The organism is Rickettsia endosymbiont of Orchestes rusci, from assembly GCF_964030945.1.
GTDB lineage: Bacteria > Pseudomonadota > Alphaproteobacteria > Rickettsiales > Rickettsiaceae > Rickettsia.
This window is the reverse complement of the sequence record NZ_CAXIQG010000004.1, coordinates 667,378-682,270: the sequence shown is the minus strand read 5'-3', so window position 1 is coordinate 682,270 and position 14,893 is coordinate 667,378. Positions and strand designations below refer to the sequence as shown.

Here is a 14,893-nt window from a genome sequence, read left to right as displayed (position 1 = left end):
GCCTACGCGGGAAGGCGTTGTTGCGTGGATACCCCAAACGTCATTGCGAGCGACTGCAAGGAGCGCGGCAATCTAGAAAATAATAAATTTCATAGCAGTTTTCGCTATTTTTTTTCCTGGATTGCCACGTCGGGACTACGTCCCTCCTCGCAATAACGGGGGATTTGGAACCACACAACAATGCCGCGCGGGAATGACATAAAAGATGCTTTTACTATCCAGGCATTGCCTCCTCGCAATGACGTTTTAGCTGTCCACTGTGTAGCTATTATTAAGATAAAATTACATTATAAAAATCGGAGTATTTTTAAGTGAAAAACATCATATATGGCATCGTATATTTTATATTATTACTATTTGGCTTAAATAGTTACGCTATTGAAACTATAAATATAGACCGTGGGCAAGCTAATCCGACGCCGGTGGCAGTCAATAAATTCGACGCGGATAATAGTGAAGATAATGAAATCGGGAATGAAATAGTTAAAGTTATTGCCAATGATTTAAAACTTTCGGGTCTATTTCGTCCAATTTCTTCTGTCTCTTTTATAGAAGAAAAGAGAGGGGTAGGGCATAAGCCGCTTTTTGCCGCATGGCGACAAATTAATGCTAGCCTGTTAATAAACGGTTCAGTTGAGAAGCTTTCTAACGGGAAGCTTAAAATTAGTTTTATATTATGGGATACAACGCTAGAAAAACAGCTTGTCGGTGAAATATTTGAGGTATCCGCAAATTTAAGCCGCAGAGTAGCGCATAAAATCGCCGATAAAATTTATGAAAAAATTACCGGCGATAAGGGTTATTTTGATACTAAAATAGTGTATGTTTCAGAAACCGGACCATATTTAAAGAGGGTAAAAAGAATAGCGTTAATGGATTATGACGGTGCTAACCATAGATATCTTACCGACGGTAAAACCCTTGCATTAACGCCGAGATTTTCATGTTCATCAGATAAGATTTTTTATGTCTCATACGCGAAAAAAAGAGCTCTTGTTTATGAACGAGATTTAAAAACAGGTAAAGAAAGCGTAGTAGGTGATTTTTCAGGCATGTCTTTTGCTCCGCGTTTTTCTCCTAATAGCAACAAGGCAGTGATGTCGATAGCAAAAAACGGTTCGACTCATATTTACGAAATTGACTTGGCAACTAAAAATCTTCGCCGGTTAACCGATGGTTTCGGTATTAATACTTCGCCGACCTATTCGCCGGACGGCAGCAAAATAGTATTTAATTCCGATAGAAGCGGCACGCGCCAATTATATATTATGAATTCCGACGGGACGAATGTACAGCGTATTAGCTTCGGCGGAGGATCTTATGCCGCACCGAGCTGGTCACCGAAAGGAGATCATATCGTATTTACTAAAATTACTAGAGGTGAAGGTTTTACTATCGGAGTTATGAAGCCGTACGGTGAAGCAGATGAAAATAGCGAAAGGATAATTACTAGCGGATATTTGGTAGAAGGACCTTGTTGGGCACCTAACGGTCGTGTTATTATGTTTGCTAAAGGATGGCCGTCAAGAGGTAAAGTTGCCGGTAAAAATAAGATTTACGCAATAGATATAACAGGCTATAATGAAAGGGAAATTATAACGCCGCAAGACGCTTCCGATCCTGAATGGTCGAATGTATTGAATTAATATACTGCTCGTCTTTCAAGAATTGTTTTTTTATTTTATCAGGGATTCGTGTACTCACGTACTAAGTGTACGCTCCGTGCACTCACCCTTCAAAATAAAATCCAATTCTCGAAATACTTCACGTATATTATTTTCCGATTCACGTGGCGTTGTTGCATGGCTCGAATTTTCGATGTCATTCCCGCGCGCCCTATGTCATTCTAGCTAAAGGCGGGAATCTAGAAAAAACATTTAAAATAAACAAAATTATATAAAAATTTACTATATAATTCGCTTAAATATTTTCTGGATTCCCGTTTTCACGGGAATGACATACTGACTCTATGCCGATGTAGCTCAGCCGGTAGAGCGGCGCATTCGTAATGCGTAGGTCTGGGGTTCAAATCCCCACATTGGCACCATATATATATTTTGTTAATCTGAAGAGTTGTCGTACCGAGGTCCCTACCGCGTTATCCGGTTCTTACTTTTCCGGAGCTAGTTCCTAAGTCAGGGGCGTTGTTGTATGGCTCGAAAATTAATAAAAAACTCGTCATTGCGAAGCCGCGAAGTGGCTGTGGCAATCCAGGCTATCCCGAATGTAATGAGGGATTTAATTAGAATGCTAAACAAGTTTAGCATAAAAATATATTTAACTGGATTGCCGCGTCGGCATAAATGCCTCCTCGCAATGACGATTCCGGTAGCCATGTACCAAAGCACAAGTCAGGGGGTGACAATCTTCAATTCTCGAAATACGAGCAGTATAAAATTATAAAAATAATTTATTAATATGATATATATATTAATTGCCTTAAGTTTGACGGTTATAGTTTTAGCAATAGGTGTTATATCGATGGCTATCGGCGGGAAGTTTGGTAAAAAATTTAGCTCAAAGCTAATGTCTTTAAGGGTATTTTTTCAAGCAATTGCTATTTTACTGTTAGTTATTATATATCTTGCTGCCTGATAATATCAATTTAACGATATAGATACCTTAATAAAGATAATAAAGATGTTTTTTGACGTAAATATTATATTTTTAATCAGTATCTTCTTCGTTAAATCCTTCTCTTATTTCTTCCCATTTGTCGCGAATTTCTTCTAACGTAGCCCTTTGTACTTCTACTTCGTGATCTTCAAAATCGCTTAGAGATGTTATCATTTGCTGAAGGTCTAATAATTTCATATGCGGGACGTATTCATCATGATAATTTTCTTCTAACTGACTAGCAATTTCTTCAACATCAAGCCAATGCATTATTTTCTTCTCCATATATATTTTATGCCACTTCACTATTAGCATTTTATTTAATATTTGCCATGAAAATTTTAATGAAATATATTTAAGAAGGTAAATTATTAGCGTTGAGTGAGATTATTATGCAACTATTAAGCTATAAAATTTCGATAATTTTTTATTTAGTATCGATATTTCGCTTATTTAAAGCGACTAAATAAATTTCTGTAGATTCTTTTCTACTGGAAGAAGGTTTAAAATGTTTAACTAAAGAGAAATTGAGTTTAACTTTAGTTAAAAGCTCGGTTTCCGTACCTCCACGAAAAATTTTAGCAATAAAATGCCCGTGCGGCTTCAGAATTTTCAGAGCAAAATCAAAAGCTTGCTCGCATAAAAAAAGTGTCCTAGTGTGATCGGTAGCTTTATGTCCTGTAGTATTTGATGCCATGTCGCTCATTACTATATCGGCTTTGCCGCTCAAAGCTTCTATAATCATCTCTTCCGTTTCTTGATCAAAAAAATCTTTTTGAAAAAAATCTACCCCGGCAATCGGTTCAATCTCTAATAAATCTACGGAAATTATTTTACTATTTGAATCGCTATCTGTAGATTTTGTAAAATTTGCCGCAACTTGGCTCCAGCCGCCGGGGGCTGCGCCTAAATCAACTATTTTCATGTCGGATTTGAATAATTTAAACTTTTCATGAATCTCAAGCAATTTATATGCCGCTCTCGATCTATAACCGTCTAAGCGAGCTTTAGAAACATAAGGATCGTTTAATTGGCGTTTTAGCCATTTATTTGATGAGATTGTTCGTTTTTTAGAAGTTTTAACTCTAACGAACTTACTTCTATAACCTTTTAAATTGTCTGACATATGATTTTTTCTATTTTTCTTACTAGACCCTTACAGAACTCGCTTATAAAGAGGAATTTGAAGAATACACGGAGCGCAAAACCGTAGTGTACTTAACGTATGTGAGGATTTGAGCCTAGGTGCTACGTACAAATTACCTTTAGAAGTAGAGTTATGTAAGAGGTCGAGTTTCTTTGGCTATGGTATCTAACATTGAATTAACAAAGCCTATTTCATGCTCATTTAACATATCGTTAGCGATATCCGTAAATTCGTTAATTACTACTTTAGCCGGTATATCGGCAAAAAACAGTAATTCGCAGATACTAACACGTAATAATGACGAAAGTAAAATAGGCATATGAGTAATATCTTTAGTATTTGTTAGATGCGTAGAGATAATTTGCTCTATTTGTTCAGAATTTTCAATTACTAGCTTTACCAACATCTTAAAATGACTTATGTTTAACGTTATTTTTAAATGCTCATGTGAATTAGTTTCAGAATCATCGCTTGTTTTTTCATCTTGATAAAAAGCAATCATTTTTTCTACTATAGAATCTATATTTTGTTCCGAGCTTTGTAACATATATTGATAAATAGTTTGTACCGCTGCAATGCGTGCTATTGTTTTTTTATTGATTTTATTCGAGTTCATAATGTATAAAATAGATGAAGAAAAAGCAGAGATTTCGTAATGAAGTCGGTGTTGTTGCATGGCTCAAATTTTTGCAAAGTGTTTCGGTGTCATGCCGTGGCTTGACCACGGCATCCAGTCTTTTTATTAAGGTTTTTCTGGATACCGTGGTCAAGCCACGGTATGACACCGTACTTATAATAACCATAATACGGAAATTATTAGCCATGCAACAACGCCTCGTTTTCACGGGAAGGACATCGAACACGCTTCAGCCTATCCGTGTAACGACGCCGATCAAATCACGAAATGACAAGATATAACAAAACTTCTTATTAGTAAACTTATAAAATTTATTTATGTTATCAATATTTGGATTTATTTTAACAATTAGTATTTTAGTATTTATCCATGAATTGGGGCATTACTTAGCAGCAAGGTTTTTTGAGGTAAAAGTTGAGGAGTTTTCTATAGGATTTGGGAGAGAACTAATAGGCATTACGGACAAAAGAGGGGTGAGGTGGAAAATTTGCCTCTTGCCGTTTGGCGGATATGTTAAGATTTACGGTTATGATCGATCAACGATTGATAAAACACAAGTTATTAATGAAAAAGTAGCTTTTTTTGCTAAATCATGTTTAGCGCGTTTCTTAATCGTGGCTGCCGGACCGATGATTAATTATTTGCTGGCCGTTATAATATTTACCGGCTTTTATTTTTGCTTAGGGAAGGTAGAAATTCCGGTGGTGATCGGGGAAGTAATAGCTTCATCTGCCGCAGAAAAAGCCGGCTTACGGGAAAATGATAAAATTATTAAAATTAATAATAAAATCGTTAAAGATTTTAGCGATTTACAAAATGAGATATTAATTACCCGCGATCAGCCTTTAAATTTACTAATCGAAAGGAAGGGAGAAGAAGTTACTATTGAGGTGACACCTGAAGAAATATTTTCTACATCTAACCAAGCAAGAAAAATAAAAAAAACTCGTATAGGGATTATAGCTAAAAATGAACCTATCCATGTTAAAATGAATATTTTTTCAAGTGGCGTAGAAGCTGTTAGCACTACTATAAATTTTTCAACTTTAACGTTGAAAGCTCTTACTCAAATGGTGATAGGGCAGCGATCTTTTGAGGAAATAGGTGGACCGTTAACTATCGCGAAGGAATCCGGCAAGTCACTAGCTCAAGGGTCAGGTGTGTTTTTATTGTTTATGGCTATGCTATCGATTAATTTAGGGCTGCTTAATCTTTTGCCTATTCCGGTTCTTGACGGAGGGCATTTAATATTTATAATTTATGAGGCAATTACCGGTAAATTACCGAATAATCGTATTAGAAATATTTTACTACAATTGGGAGCGGGAATGATAATTTTTCTTATGATAATTTCTGTTTCAAATGATATAAAAGGCTTGTTTTCTTAAGAGGATGTTATTGTTGTGTAGGGATGCCTACAACGTCATTGCGAGCGCCTGCAGGCATTGTTGCATGGCTACCGGAATCGTCATGGCGAGGCGCCTCCTTGGCGCCGTGGCCATCTAAGTATAAACATATTTTTATACTAAACTCGTTTAGTATTCTAATTAAATCCCGAATGTAATTCGGGATAGCCTGGATGGCCATAGCCACTTCGTGGCTTCGCCATGACGGATTTTTATTAATTTTTGAGCCATGCAACAACGCCTACCGCTCCTTAGCTCAGACGATTCCGGTAGCCATGCAACAATGCCTACTCATAATCGCAATTTTCTTGTAGTAAATTATAAGTTAATGCACGATCTACTTGCTCTTATTAATATTATCTACTATAGTAGAACACGATTTTAAATTTTTATTAATTACAATCTAAAGAAGGTTTTAGGTGAAAATTCGATCAATTATTAAATTAACAATTATAGCAATAACTGTTTTCTACTGTCATTTTTTATTAGCCGACGGCACTATTCAAAAAGTAACGATAGAAGGGAATCATCGAGTAGAACGTTCTACTATCGAGAGCTATTTAAACCTTAAAGTCGGTGATGTTTATAATTCATCAAAAGAAGACGAAGCAGTTAAAAATTTATATGCTACTTCGCTTTTTAAAAATATAAATATTAAATTTTTAAACGGCGGTAATCTTGTTGTTACCGTTACGGAAACACCTTTTATAAGTAGCGTGGTATTTACCGGTAATTCTAAAATAAAAACGGGAATGCTAGCTAAAGAGATTTATACCGTGTCGGGTGAGTCACTCAGCCAGGCAAAAATTGAATTGGACGTAAAAAAAATACTGGAAATATATAAACGTTCAGGGCGTTTTTCCAGTACCGTAACACCTAAAATCGAGAATTTAGAAAATAATAGGGTTAAAGTTATATTTGATATCGCTGAAGGACCGAAAACCGGTATAAAATACATTTATTTTAGCGGTAATGAACATTATCGTGACGGTGAACTTAAAACCGTTATTTTAACTAGAGAATCTAGATGGTTTCGTTTTCTAGAAACTAACGACACTTATGATCCGGATCGCATAGAATACGATAAAGAGCTATTAAAAGAGTTTTACCAGTCAGTCGGATTTGCTGATTTTAGATTAATATCGGCAACAGCAACACTAAGCCCTACTAAAGAATATTTCACTCTTACCTATTCGCTAGATGAAGGAGATAAATATAAGTTCGGTGATATTACGATCGATAATAAGTTACCGAATATTAATATATCAGAAATTAATAAATTTATTACCGTCAAACAAGGTGATATTTTTAATATGAAAGCTTTAGATAATACGGCTGAAAAAATTGCCGGATATTTTGCTAGCATGGGCTATCCGGCTGTAAATGTTTATCCGGATATAGAAAATAAAAATTCAGATCACACTATTAACATTAAATTTATTATCGATAAAGCAGATAGAGTTTTTATAAATAAAATTAACATTAATAATAATTTAAAAACTGAAGATAAGGTTATAAGAAGAGAGTTTAAGGTTGAAGAAGGGGATATATTTAATCGCACCTATATAGAAAAAGGCGAACGTAATCTCCGAAACTTAGATTATTTTGAAAAAGTGGCTATTATCGTCACTCCGACAAAAGAAAAAGACAAATACGACCTTAATATTGACGTTGATGAAAAATCTACTTCTTCTGTCGGCTTTGACTTTGGGTATAATACCTCCGGCGGGATATTTGGGCGTTTATCCTTTTTAGAACGTAACCTAGTCGGCACCGGTAAATTACTAAATGCCGGCGTGCTAATGGGTAAAAAAAGCTCTAGTTTGTATGCCGGTATAACGGAGCCGCATTTTTTAGATAGAGATTTATCTCTTAGTGGTAATATATTTAGAGAGTATAGTGGTCGTGGTTCTACTTTTTTATCTCAAGGAGATCAAGGATATAAAAAACATTCTATTGGTTTTAAAACTTCGCTCGGTTATGAGATTATGGAAGATTTAAGCCATGAAATTGATTATTTGATTAAGCAAGATACTTTAAATGCTCCAAGTCCGTCAAATTCGATATTTTTAACCGAACAAATGGGGAAATTTACTACCTCGGCAATAGGTCAGACTATTACCTATGATCAAACGGATAGTAGAATTATTCCAAAAAACGGTTACTTAATAAGCGGTACGCAAGAATTTGCCGGCGTCGGCGGAAATAATAAATATTTAAAACATGAAGTTGACGGTAAATATTTTAAATCCTTCATAAATAATAAACTTACTTTAAAATTATCGGCATCAGGCGGTACTATCCTAGGAGTTGCAGGCAAAACTGTTCGTATTTCGGATCGTTTTAATCTTGGAGACTATACTTTAAGAGGATTCGCTAGCGGTGGAGTTGGACCTCGTGAAAAAACTACTGATGAAGGATTAGGCGGCGAAAAATATTATACCTTTTCTACAGAGCTTAATTTCCCTACTCCTTTACCTGAAGAATTTAATTTAACGGGTGCCGTCTTTATGGATCTAGGAAGTCTATGGGGCGTAGGTTTAAATAAGAAAAAATTTCAAACACCTTACGGCTTTTATAACGATAAGTCATTGCGAGCTTCAGTAGGTTTCGGCTTTATTTGGGTCACACGTTTTGCACCGATCAGAATGGATTGGGGCTTCCCGATTAAGAAAAAACCATATGATGATACTCAAACTTTTCACTTAAGATTTACAACACATTTTTAAGATTGTTGTTGATGTCATTCCCGTGAAAACGGGGCGTTGTTGCATGGCTATAATTTTCGATGTCATTCCCGCCTGCGCGGGAATGACATACTGCTGCTTTTATCGAGCCATGCAACAACGCCTGAAAACGGGAATCCATGCTATGCGTCATCCTGAATAGATGCTGAAACGAGCTCAGCATAACTTTATCACTTTATTTGTATAACTATCCTAAAACCATGAGCAAAAAGCTTTTTATCAAAACCTACGGCTGTCAGATGAATGTCTACGACTCCATCAAAATGCAGGATTTGCTTTATCCGTTTGGTTATGAAGCTACCGAAAGCATGGCAGATGCCGATATTATTATCTTAAATACCTGTCATATTAGAGAAAAAGCTGCAGAAAAAACTTATTCAGAATTAGGACGTATTAAAAAACTTCAAGATCAACGAAAAGGGCAGGGTTTAAATCCGGCAATAATCGTGGTGGCCGGCTGCGTTGCGCAAGCGGAAGGGGAAGAAATTTTTCAAAGAACGCCGTATGTGGATATTGTTGTCGGACCGCAATCATATTATAATTTACCGGAGCTAATCGTAAAAGTCGTTAGACACGAAAAGCATTTGATTAATCTTGATTTTGTCGAAGAAACAAAATTTGATAAATTACCTGAGCAATTATACCCTCAGGGGGCTAGTGCTTTTATTTCCGTACAAGAGGGGTGTGATAAATTTTGCACTTTTTGTGTAGTGCCTTATACTAGGGGCGCAGAATTTTCAAGGAATCTAGAACAAATATATAGAGAAGCATTAAAGGTAACTGCAAGCGGTGCTAAAGAAATAACGTTACTTGGTCAGAATGTTAATGCCTATCACGGTAAAGGTCTCGATGATAAAATTTGTAGTTTGGCAGATTTAATAAAGCATTTGAGCGCCATACCTACCTTAGAGCGTATTCGCTACACTACTTCGCACCCGATCGATATGTCGGATGATTTAATAAAACTGCATGGCTTAGAACAAAAATTAATGCCTTTCTTGCATTTACCGGTACAATCAGGTTCAAATAAAATTTTAAAGGCAATGAACCGCAAGCATGAGCGGGATTATTATTTTGATGTTATTAACCGCCTGCGTGCGGAGCGTCCCGATATAGTTTTTTCTTCGGACTTTATCGTCGGCTTTCCGGGTGAAACCGATGAAGATTTTGCAGACACCTTGGATTTGGTTCGCAAAGTCGGTTACGGGCAATGCTATTCATTTAAATATAGCCCGCGTCCCGGTACGCCCGGTGCATTAAAAGAGCAATTACCGGAAAATATAAAATCGGAAAGGCTTAGCATATTACAAAAAGAACTGAGCGATCAGCAATTAGCTTTTAACGAAAATTGTGTCGGTAGTGTTATGAAAGTTTTATTTGACCGAAACGGTAAATTTGACGATCAGATAATCGGCAAAACACCGTACATGCAGTCGGTATATATAGCAAATCCCGATAAAAATTTACTTGGGAAAATTATGGACGTAAAAATTATTAAAGCAGCAAATAATAGCTTAGCCGGAGAAGTAATATAGGTAAAAGTTGTGTCATACCTGTACTCTTTTATGTCATTCCCGTGAAAACGGGGCGTTGTTGCATGGCTCGAATTTTCGATGTCATTCCCACACCCCATTATGTCATTCCCGCGTAGGCGGAAATCCAGACTTTTTTACCTTGTCATGCTGAACTTGTTTCAGCATCCCTTATAGTAGATCCTGAAATAAATTCAGGATGACTATAATTTTCTGGATTCCCGCCTGCGCGGGAATGACACCGAGGGCGTTTTTAACCATCCATGCAACAACGCCTGAATGGTGTGATTTATACGAAGAAATTATAAAGTAAGAACTGGATACCGTGGTCAAGCCCACTACTGTACGAACGTTTAAATAAAGAGGTAAAAATTCTGTCATTCCGTGGCTACGACCACGGAATCCAGCTTATAATATCATAAAAAGATTCTAAAATAAGTCTAATATGGCTTTATTTTCCTGGATGCCGTGATCAAGTCACGGCATGACACAGCCTTTTTTCAACGTTCGTACAGTAGTGGGTCAAGCCACGGTATGACAAAACAGAACTATATGACCCGATAAATTCTATAACTTAGTTAAAATACCATAGCCTAATAAACATAAAATCATCTTAATGTACAAATCTTTATATTTTTACTTAAAAATTTTTAGCGTGCTGGCTTTAATAGGTTTTGGCGTAGTTGCCTATATAATCTATTATTATTCGAGAGATCTACCGGATTACTCACAGCTGACAAATTATTATCCTCCGTCAGTGACTCGTGTTTATTCGCGTGACGGGAAATTGATGGAAGAATATGCCTTTGAACGTCGAGTATTCGTGCCTATTAACAGTGTACCGAATTCCTTAATCGAGGCATTTATTGCGGCAGAAGATAAGAATTTTTTTAGCCATCCTGGCGTGGATATTCCGGGTATAATCAGAGCGGCGATTCTTAATATCTCAAACCTTCTACATCATCGCCGAATGGAGGGAGGCTCTACCATCACTCAGCAAGTAGTTAAAAATTTCTTGCTAACCAATGAAGTCTCAATAAAGCGTAAGATCAAAGAAGCCGTACTATCTTATATGATTTCTAATACCTTCACCAAAGAGCAAATTTTAGAGTTGTATCTTAATCAAACATTTTTCGGTCATGGAGCATACGGCGTAGCTATGGCAGCACAGAATTATTTTAACAAATCAATCGAAGAGTTAACTATTGCCGAATCAGCCTTTATTGCCGGCTTGCCGAAAGCACCTTCAAATCTAAATCCCGAAAAAAATTATGCTAGAGTAAAAGAACGCCGCAATTATGTAATCCTTCGCATGCTAGAGGACGGTTATATAACTAAAGAAGCTGCAAAAGAGGCCATAGACACACCGATTATTTTACAAAAACGAGATCGCAATGAAACGATTACGGCAGATTACTACGCAGAGCAAGTAAGGGAAGAAGTAATTAAAATGCTAGGTAGCAAAGAAGAGTTTTATACGGCCGGTCTGACTATTATCACTTCTTTAGATGCAGAAATGCAAGGAATCGCTGAAAATTCGCTTAGAAAAGGTATAAGAGAATATGACCGGAAATACGGTTTCAGGAAACCGATCGCCAATATTACCCTTGAGAATTGGCAAGAAAATCTAAAAAATTTACCGCCTCCTCCCTCACTTCTTGAATATAAGCTAGCCGTGATATTGGACGCGGCAGATAATTACGCTGAAATTGGACTTGAAAACGGCAAAAAAGCTAAAATTCCTATTTCTGAAATGAACTGGGCGAGAAGCAATCTAAAATCCGTTAAAACTATACTAAAAAAAGGTGACGTAATAGCGGTTGAATCGGTAAAAGATCATTATGCACTTAGGCAAATTCCGGCGGTAAACGGTGCTATTATGGTTATGAATCCGAATACCGGTCAGGTACTGGCAAGTGTAGGAGGCTATGATTTTACCGCCAGTAAATTTGATAGAGTAACGCAAGCATTGCGGCAACCCGGGTCTTTAAGTAAAACTTTTGTTTATCTAGCGGCTTTAGAAAACGGCATAAAACCTAATCAAATTTTTGATGACGGACCGATAGAAATCTCTCAAGGTGAAGGTATGCCTAGCTGGCGACCAAAAAACTATGAGGGGAAATTTTTAGGTCCTATCACTATGAGCACCGGTCTTGAAAAATCTAGAAATCTTATAACTGTTCGAGTGGCTACTGCCGTGGGTCTTACAAAAATCGTTGATATAATTAAACGTTTCGGGATTAATAATGAGCCGAAAAAAGTTTACTCTATGGTACTCGGCTCTATTGAAACTACGCTTGAAAAAATGACTAATGCCTATGCAATTATAGCAAATTCCGGCAAAAAAATTTCGCCGCACTTTGTGGAATTGATCAAAGATCGCAACGGCAAAATAATTTATCGCCGAGATAATAGAATTTGCCCATCTTGTAACGTCTTGGATTTTGACCTAGAAACGGCAACGCTAAACATACCGGCAGAGAATGTTTATATGGTTATAGACGAGGCTAGCAATTATCAAATTACTTCCTTTCTAACTGGAGCAGTAGATAGAGGAACGGCATACTCTGCCAAAAAGCTTGGGAAGATTATGGGGGGGAAAACCGGCACAAGTAATGATAGTAAAGATACGTGGTTTATAGGTTTTACTCCAAAAATAGTAGTCGGCAGTTATATTGGCTACGATACTCCTAAAAGTCTAGGGAAATCGGCAACAGGCTCTAACGTGGTGTTACCTATTTTTATAGATTTTATGCAAAATGCTTATAAAGATATTCCTTCGCTGCCGTTTAAAGTACCGGAGTCGATAAAATTATTAGCGGTAGATAGAGCAACCGGAAAAGTTACTCCGCAAGGTAGTGTTATAGAAGCATTTAAAGTAAATAACATTCGTATGCTCGAATCTGATGATTTTGTCGGTGATAATAATATTTTTGATTACGTCCCTACCGAAAAGGACAATTCTCAAGAAATATATTAAGTTTAAGGAATTAAAATAACGTGAACTTAGTTCGCGTTAGCTTTATTGCATGGCTCATAATTAATAAAAAACCCGTCATTGCGAAGCCACGAAGTGGCTGCGGCAATCCAGAAAAACATAGTCATCCTGAATTTATTTCAGGATATACTAAAAAAAGATGCGCAAAACTTGTTTAGCATGACAAGGACTTGATTGCCGCGTCGGCATAAATGCCTCCTCGCAATGACGATTCCGGTAGCCATGCGACAACGCCGTTCGCGTTAAAATACTGCAATTGTATTGTTTATATAAGAGATAGCATTTTGTAAATCAGTTTGATCGACCGCAAACTCTCCCCTAAACGGTTTATCTAAGATAAATATTAAAAATATCATTGAAGCCGAAGTAATACAAACTAACATAACCAAAATTTTATGAAGATAGAGTTTAGTACCGAGCATACAAACAAGTATTAAATTAATGATTGTCATTATAAATATAATAGTCCAATATGGAATATTTAAGGAAAAATATGACATTTTAATTCTATTATATCGCACTGTATAAAGGTCTTGAATCTCGTTAAATATTTTTTGCTTAATAAATAATTGCATTGAGTCCTTTCCTTCATAAGCCTTAACTATTTTGATAATATTTTGTAGATAAGAAAGTACTTGATTATCAATTTTTTCTCCATTTTTCATTAATGTCCATTCATTTGTGATAATATCCTTTGTATAATTCTTAATATCCGGATAAATATCTGATTTTACTGAAGGCGGAAGCCAATTTATAGTATCTGCAAGCCTCATTAATATTATCGATTCAGATGCCACCGTATCTTTAGTTTTATTAAAATTACCCAGTAAAAACATTAGTACAAACCCTACCAATACTGCGTACATACTGCCGACCACTCCGGATAAAAGTCCTCCTAAACTGCCTAGCTCTTCTTTTTGAAAATTACTAGGAATGATAGATTTTGTAAAATGTAAACAAAGGGTACAAAAAATCATCAAAATAATATTTATTATTAAGAATAAAGTAATATTATGAATGCTATAGAGAAAATCAATTACGTGATCGAACATATATTACTCATTGTTGATAAATATCATTAAGTGCAGTAATGGGTTACGTATTCCAGCGTCCGCGAGGAGGTACAGCGTCATTCAGAAAGCTTGATACAAGCGAATTTTTCTGGATTCGCCTGTGCTCACGTATTATTATACGCTGCGCAGGCTCACCTTTAAATTCATCTTGTCTAAATCTTTCTGAATTTAGCTGTATTGTTGCGTGGATCGAATTTTCGATGTCATTCTAGCTAAAGGCTGGAATCCAGAAAATTATAGTCCTCCTGAATTTATTTCAGAATATTTTTCAAGAGATGCTGAAATAAGTTCAGCATGACAAAAAAAAGGCTAGATTCCCGCTTTCGCGGGAATGACATAAAACACTTTTTTAGAGCCATGCAACAACGCTAGTGCCGCGCAAGAATGACACTGTTACAATATGACAACTCCAAACCTTATAATTCTATTTCTTCTAAAGTTACCGTAGAATCTGCAAGTTTAGTAATTTTTTCAATTTTTAAACGTGCCTCTTGGAGTTTTTTCTCGCAATAATTTTTTAGTAAAACTCCCCTTTCAAAACTATTAACTGCCGATTCTAAACTTTCCTGACCGTCATCTATTTTTTTTACGATATCCTCTAATTCGGCGAGTGCCGATTCAAAGCTTACATTTTCTTCTATAGATTTTATTGTTGCCATATTATTACCTAAAAATTTTAATTACATTTTTCAAATATATACTCCGTATTTTAACTCTTCATTTCACAGCAATATATT

Annotated in this window: 20 protein-coding genes, 1 tRNA gene and 1 pseudogene; 12 read left to right on the top strand and 10 right to left on the bottom strand. The window is 36.2% G+C overall.

Going from position 1 to position 14,893, the window contains the following annotated elements:
* Positions 1 to 24: 24 nt before the first annotated feature.
* The 6 genes from AAHM91_RS07465 to AAHM91_RS07440 all read left to right on the top strand — a co-directional run bounded on the left by AAHM91_RS07465 (position 25) and on the right by AAHM91_RS07440 (position 2,595).
* Positions 25 to 156 (top strand): hypothetical protein, encoded by a 132-nt coding sequence (locus AAHM91_RS07465; protein ID WP_342270380.1) that lies wholly within the window; start codon positions 25 to 27, stop codon positions 154 to 156.
* 24 nt (positions 157 to 180) lie between these two features.
* Positions 181 to 315, top strand: coding sequence for a hypothetical protein (locus tag AAHM91_RS07460; protein WP_342270379.1), 135 nt, complete (start codon positions 181 to 183; stop codon positions 313 to 315).
* A gap of 8 nt (positions 316 to 323) precedes the next feature.
* Positions 324 to 1,646: a Tol-Pal system beta propeller repeat protein TolB gene (gene tolB, locus AAHM91_RS07455; RefSeq protein ID WP_253310055.1), complete on the top strand. Its 1,323-nt coding sequence runs from the start codon at positions 324 to 326 to the stop codon at positions 1,644 to 1,646.
* 325 nt (positions 1,647 to 1,971) lie between these two features.
* Positions 1,972 to 2,047, top strand: a tRNA-Thr gene (locus AAHM91_RS07450).
* Between the two features lie 104 nt (positions 2,048 to 2,151).
* The gene (locus tag AAHM91_RS07445) at positions 2,152 to 2,403 is read left to right on the top strand and encodes a hypothetical protein (protein WP_342270378.1); all 252 of its coding nucleotides are present in this window, start codon (positions 2,152 to 2,154) and stop codon (positions 2,401 to 2,403) included.
* Between the two features lie 15 nt (positions 2,404 to 2,418).
* On the top strand, positions 2,419 to 2,595 hold the full coding sequence (locus AAHM91_RS07440; protein ID WP_341793794.1) for a twin transmembrane helix small protein: 177 nt from the start codon (positions 2,419 to 2,421) through the stop codon (positions 2,593 to 2,595).
* Between the two features lie 72 nt (positions 2,596 to 2,667).
* On the opposite strand, the gene iscX is transcribed toward AAHM91_RS07440, so the two are convergent.
* The 4 genes from iscX to AAHM91_RS07420 form a co-directional block, all read right to left on the bottom strand.
* A complete protein-coding gene (gene iscX, locus AAHM91_RS07435) occupies positions 2,668 to 2,901 on the bottom strand; it encodes a Fe-S cluster assembly protein IscX (protein ID WP_342270377.1) in 234 nt (77 codons plus the stop codon).
* Positions 2,902 to 3,043: 142 nt separating this feature from the next.
* The gene (locus AAHM91_RS07430; protein ID WP_341793796.1) at positions 3,044 to 3,742 is read right to left on the bottom strand and encodes an RlmE family RNA methyltransferase; all 699 of its coding nucleotides are present in this window, start codon (positions 3,740 to 3,742) and stop codon (positions 3,044 to 3,046) included.
* A 151-nt stretch (positions 3,743 to 3,893) separates the two neighbouring features.
* Positions 3,894 to 4,379 (bottom strand): transcription antitermination factor NusB, encoded by a 486-nt coding sequence (gene nusB, locus AAHM91_RS07425; RefSeq protein WP_341794137.1) that lies wholly within the window; start codon positions 4,377 to 4,379, stop codon positions 3,894 to 3,896.
* Entirely contained in the window at positions 4,366 to 4,587 is a 222-nt protein-coding gene (locus AAHM91_RS07420) for a palindromic element RPE4 domain-containing protein (RefSeq protein ID WP_341793797.1), read from the bottom strand. The genes nusB and AAHM91_RS07420 overlap by 14 nt, the downstream gene beginning before the upstream one ends.
* A gap of 130 nt (positions 4,588 to 4,717) precedes the next feature.
* On the opposite strand from AAHM91_RS07420, the gene rseP reads away from it, so the two are divergent.
* A complete protein-coding gene (rseP, locus tag AAHM91_RS07415) occupies positions 4,718 to 5,788 on the top strand; it encodes an RIP metalloprotease RseP (RefSeq protein ID WP_342270376.1) in 1,071 nt (356 codons plus the stop codon).
* Positions 5,789 to 5,795: 7 nt separating this feature from the next.
* On the opposite strand, the gene AAHM91_RS07410 is transcribed toward rseP, so the two are convergent.
* Positions 5,796 to 6,041 (bottom strand): hypothetical protein, encoded by a 246-nt coding sequence (locus AAHM91_RS07410; RefSeq protein ID WP_342270375.1) that lies wholly within the window; start codon positions 6,039 to 6,041, stop codon positions 5,796 to 5,798.
* Between AAHM91_RS07410 and AAHM91_RS07405 the strand changes: the two genes are divergently transcribed.
* Together AAHM91_RS07405 and bamA are read left to right on the top strand one after the other, a co-directional pair.
* Positions 6,036 to 6,191 (top strand): hypothetical protein, encoded by a 156-nt coding sequence (locus AAHM91_RS07405; protein ID WP_342270374.1) that lies wholly within the window; start codon positions 6,036 to 6,038, stop codon positions 6,189 to 6,191. The two genes, AAHM91_RS07410 and AAHM91_RS07405, sit on opposite strands and share 6 nt — an antisense overlap.
* 34 nt (positions 6,192 to 6,225) lie before the next feature.
* The gene (gene bamA, locus AAHM91_RS07400; protein ID WP_253307926.1) at positions 6,226 to 8,535 is read left to right on the top strand and encodes an outer membrane protein assembly factor BamA; all 2,310 of its coding nucleotides are present in this window, start codon (positions 6,226 to 6,228) and stop codon (positions 8,533 to 8,535) included.
* Here the strand turns inward: bamA and AAHM91_RS07395 are convergent.
* On the bottom strand, positions 8,519 to 8,716 hold the full coding sequence (locus AAHM91_RS07395) for a hypothetical protein (protein ID WP_342270373.1): 198 nt from the start codon (positions 8,714 to 8,716) through the stop codon (positions 8,519 to 8,521). The two genes, bamA and AAHM91_RS07395, sit on opposite strands and share 17 nt — an antisense overlap.
* A gap of 37 nt (positions 8,717 to 8,753) precedes the next feature.
* Here AAHM91_RS07395 and miaB point away from each other — a divergent pair, with 37 nt between their 5' ends.
* On the top strand, positions 8,754 to 10,088 hold the full coding sequence (gene miaB, locus AAHM91_RS07390) for a tRNA (N6-isopentenyl adenosine(37)-C2)-methylthiotransferase MiaB (RefSeq protein WP_342270751.1): 1,335 nt from the start codon (positions 8,754 to 8,756) through the stop codon (positions 10,086 to 10,088).
* Between the two features lie 7 nt (positions 10,089 to 10,095).
* Positions 10,096 to 10,239 (top strand): hypothetical protein, encoded by a 144-nt coding sequence (locus AAHM91_RS07385; protein ID WP_342270372.1) that lies wholly within the window; start codon positions 10,096 to 10,098, stop codon positions 10,237 to 10,239.
* Positions 10,240 to 10,256: 17 nt separating this feature from the next.
* Here AAHM91_RS07385 and AAHM91_RS07380 read toward each other — a convergent pair whose 3' ends face one another.
* Entirely contained in the window at positions 10,257 to 10,466 is a 210-nt protein-coding gene (locus AAHM91_RS07380; protein WP_341793805.1) for a hypothetical protein, read from the bottom strand.
* A 235-nt stretch (positions 10,467 to 10,701) separates the two neighbouring features.
* Between AAHM91_RS07380 and AAHM91_RS07375 the strand changes: the two genes are divergently transcribed.
* The gene (locus AAHM91_RS07375) at positions 10,702 to 13,065 is read left to right on the top strand and encodes a penicillin-binding protein 1A (protein WP_342270371.1); all 2,364 of its coding nucleotides are present in this window, start codon (positions 10,702 to 10,704) and stop codon (positions 13,063 to 13,065) included.
* Positions 13,066 to 13,325: 260 nt separating this feature from the next.
* On the opposite strand, the gene AAHM91_RS07370 is transcribed toward AAHM91_RS07375, so the two are convergent.
* From AAHM91_RS07370 to AAHM91_RS07360, 3 genes and pseudogenes are all read right to left on the bottom strand, one after another.
* Positions 13,326 to 14,060 (bottom strand): bestrophin-like domain, encoded by a 735-nt coding sequence (locus AAHM91_RS07370; RefSeq protein ID WP_341794138.1) that lies wholly within the window; start codon positions 14,058 to 14,060, stop codon positions 13,326 to 13,328.
* Positions 14,061 to 14,202: 142 nt separating this feature from the next.
* Positions 14,203 to 14,346, bottom strand: a pseudogene (locus tag AAHM91_RS07365) (palindromic element RPE3 domain-containing protein); the annotation flags it as partial.
* A gap of 226 nt (positions 14,347 to 14,572) precedes the next feature.
* Entirely contained in the window at positions 14,573 to 14,815 is a 243-nt protein-coding gene (locus AAHM91_RS07360) for an exodeoxyribonuclease VII small subunit (protein WP_341793809.1), read from the bottom strand.
* Between the last annotated feature and the right edge of the window lie 78 nt (positions 14,816 to 14,893).

What these genes read in the sequence shown, in the direction of transcription:
- rseP (WP_342270376.1), top strand. Translation starts at nt 4,718, where the DNA reads ATGTTATCAATATTTGGATTTATTTTAACAATTAGTATTTTAGTATTT.
- AAHM91_RS07395 (WP_342270373.1), bottom strand. Translation starts at nt 8,716, where the DNA reads ATGCTGAGCTCGTTTCAGCATCTATTCAGGATGACGCATAGCATGGAT.
- AAHM91_RS07430 (WP_341793796.1), bottom strand. Translation starts at nt 3,742, where the DNA reads ATGTCAGACAATTTAAAAGGTTATAGAAGTAAGTTCGTTAGAGTTAAA.
- AAHM91_RS07360 (WP_341793809.1), bottom strand. Translation starts at nt 14,815, where the DNA reads ATGGCAACAATAAAATCTATAGAAGAAAATGTAAGCTTTGAATCGGCA.
- AAHM91_RS07460 (WP_342270379.1), top strand. Translation starts at nt 181, where the DNA reads ATGCCGCGCGGGAATGACATAAAAGATGCTTTTACTATCCAGGCATTG.
- AAHM91_RS07405 (WP_342270374.1), top strand. Translation starts at nt 6,036, where the DNA reads ATGCAACAACGCCTACCGCTCCTTAGCTCAGACGATTCCGGTAGCCAT.
- AAHM91_RS07375 (WP_342270371.1), top strand. Translation starts at nt 10,702, where the DNA reads ATGTACAAATCTTTATATTTTTACTTAAAAATTTTTAGCGTGCTGGCT.
- AAHM91_RS07370 (WP_341794138.1), bottom strand. Translation starts at nt 14,060, where the DNA reads ATGATTTTTTGTACCCTTTGTTTACATTTTACAAAATCTATCATTCCT.
- AAHM91_RS07420 (WP_341793797.1), bottom strand. Translation starts at nt 4,587, where the DNA reads ATGGCTAATAATTTCCGTATTATGGTTATTATAAGTACGGTGTCATAC.
- AAHM91_RS07440 (WP_341793794.1), top strand. Translation starts at nt 2,419, where the DNA reads ATGATATATATATTAATTGCCTTAAGTTTGACGGTTATAGTTTTAGCA.
- iscX (WP_342270377.1), bottom strand. Translation starts at nt 2,901, where the DNA reads ATGGAGAAGAAAATAATGCATTGGCTTGATGTTGAAGAAATTGCTAGT.
- AAHM91_RS07445 (WP_342270378.1), top strand. Translation starts at nt 2,152, where the DNA reads ATGGCTCGAAAATTAATAAAAAACTCGTCATTGCGAAGCCGCGAAGTG.
- AAHM91_RS07380 (WP_341793805.1), bottom strand. Translation starts at nt 10,466, where the DNA reads ATGACAGAATTTTTACCTCTTTATTTAAACGTTCGTACAGTAGTGGGC.
- nusB (WP_341794137.1), bottom strand. Translation starts at nt 4,379, where the DNA reads ATGAACTCGAATAAAATCAATAAAAAAACAATAGCACGCATTGCAGCG.
- miaB (WP_342270751.1), top strand. Translation starts at nt 8,754, where the DNA reads ATGAGCAAAAAGCTTTTTATCAAAACCTACGGCTGTCAGATGAATGTC.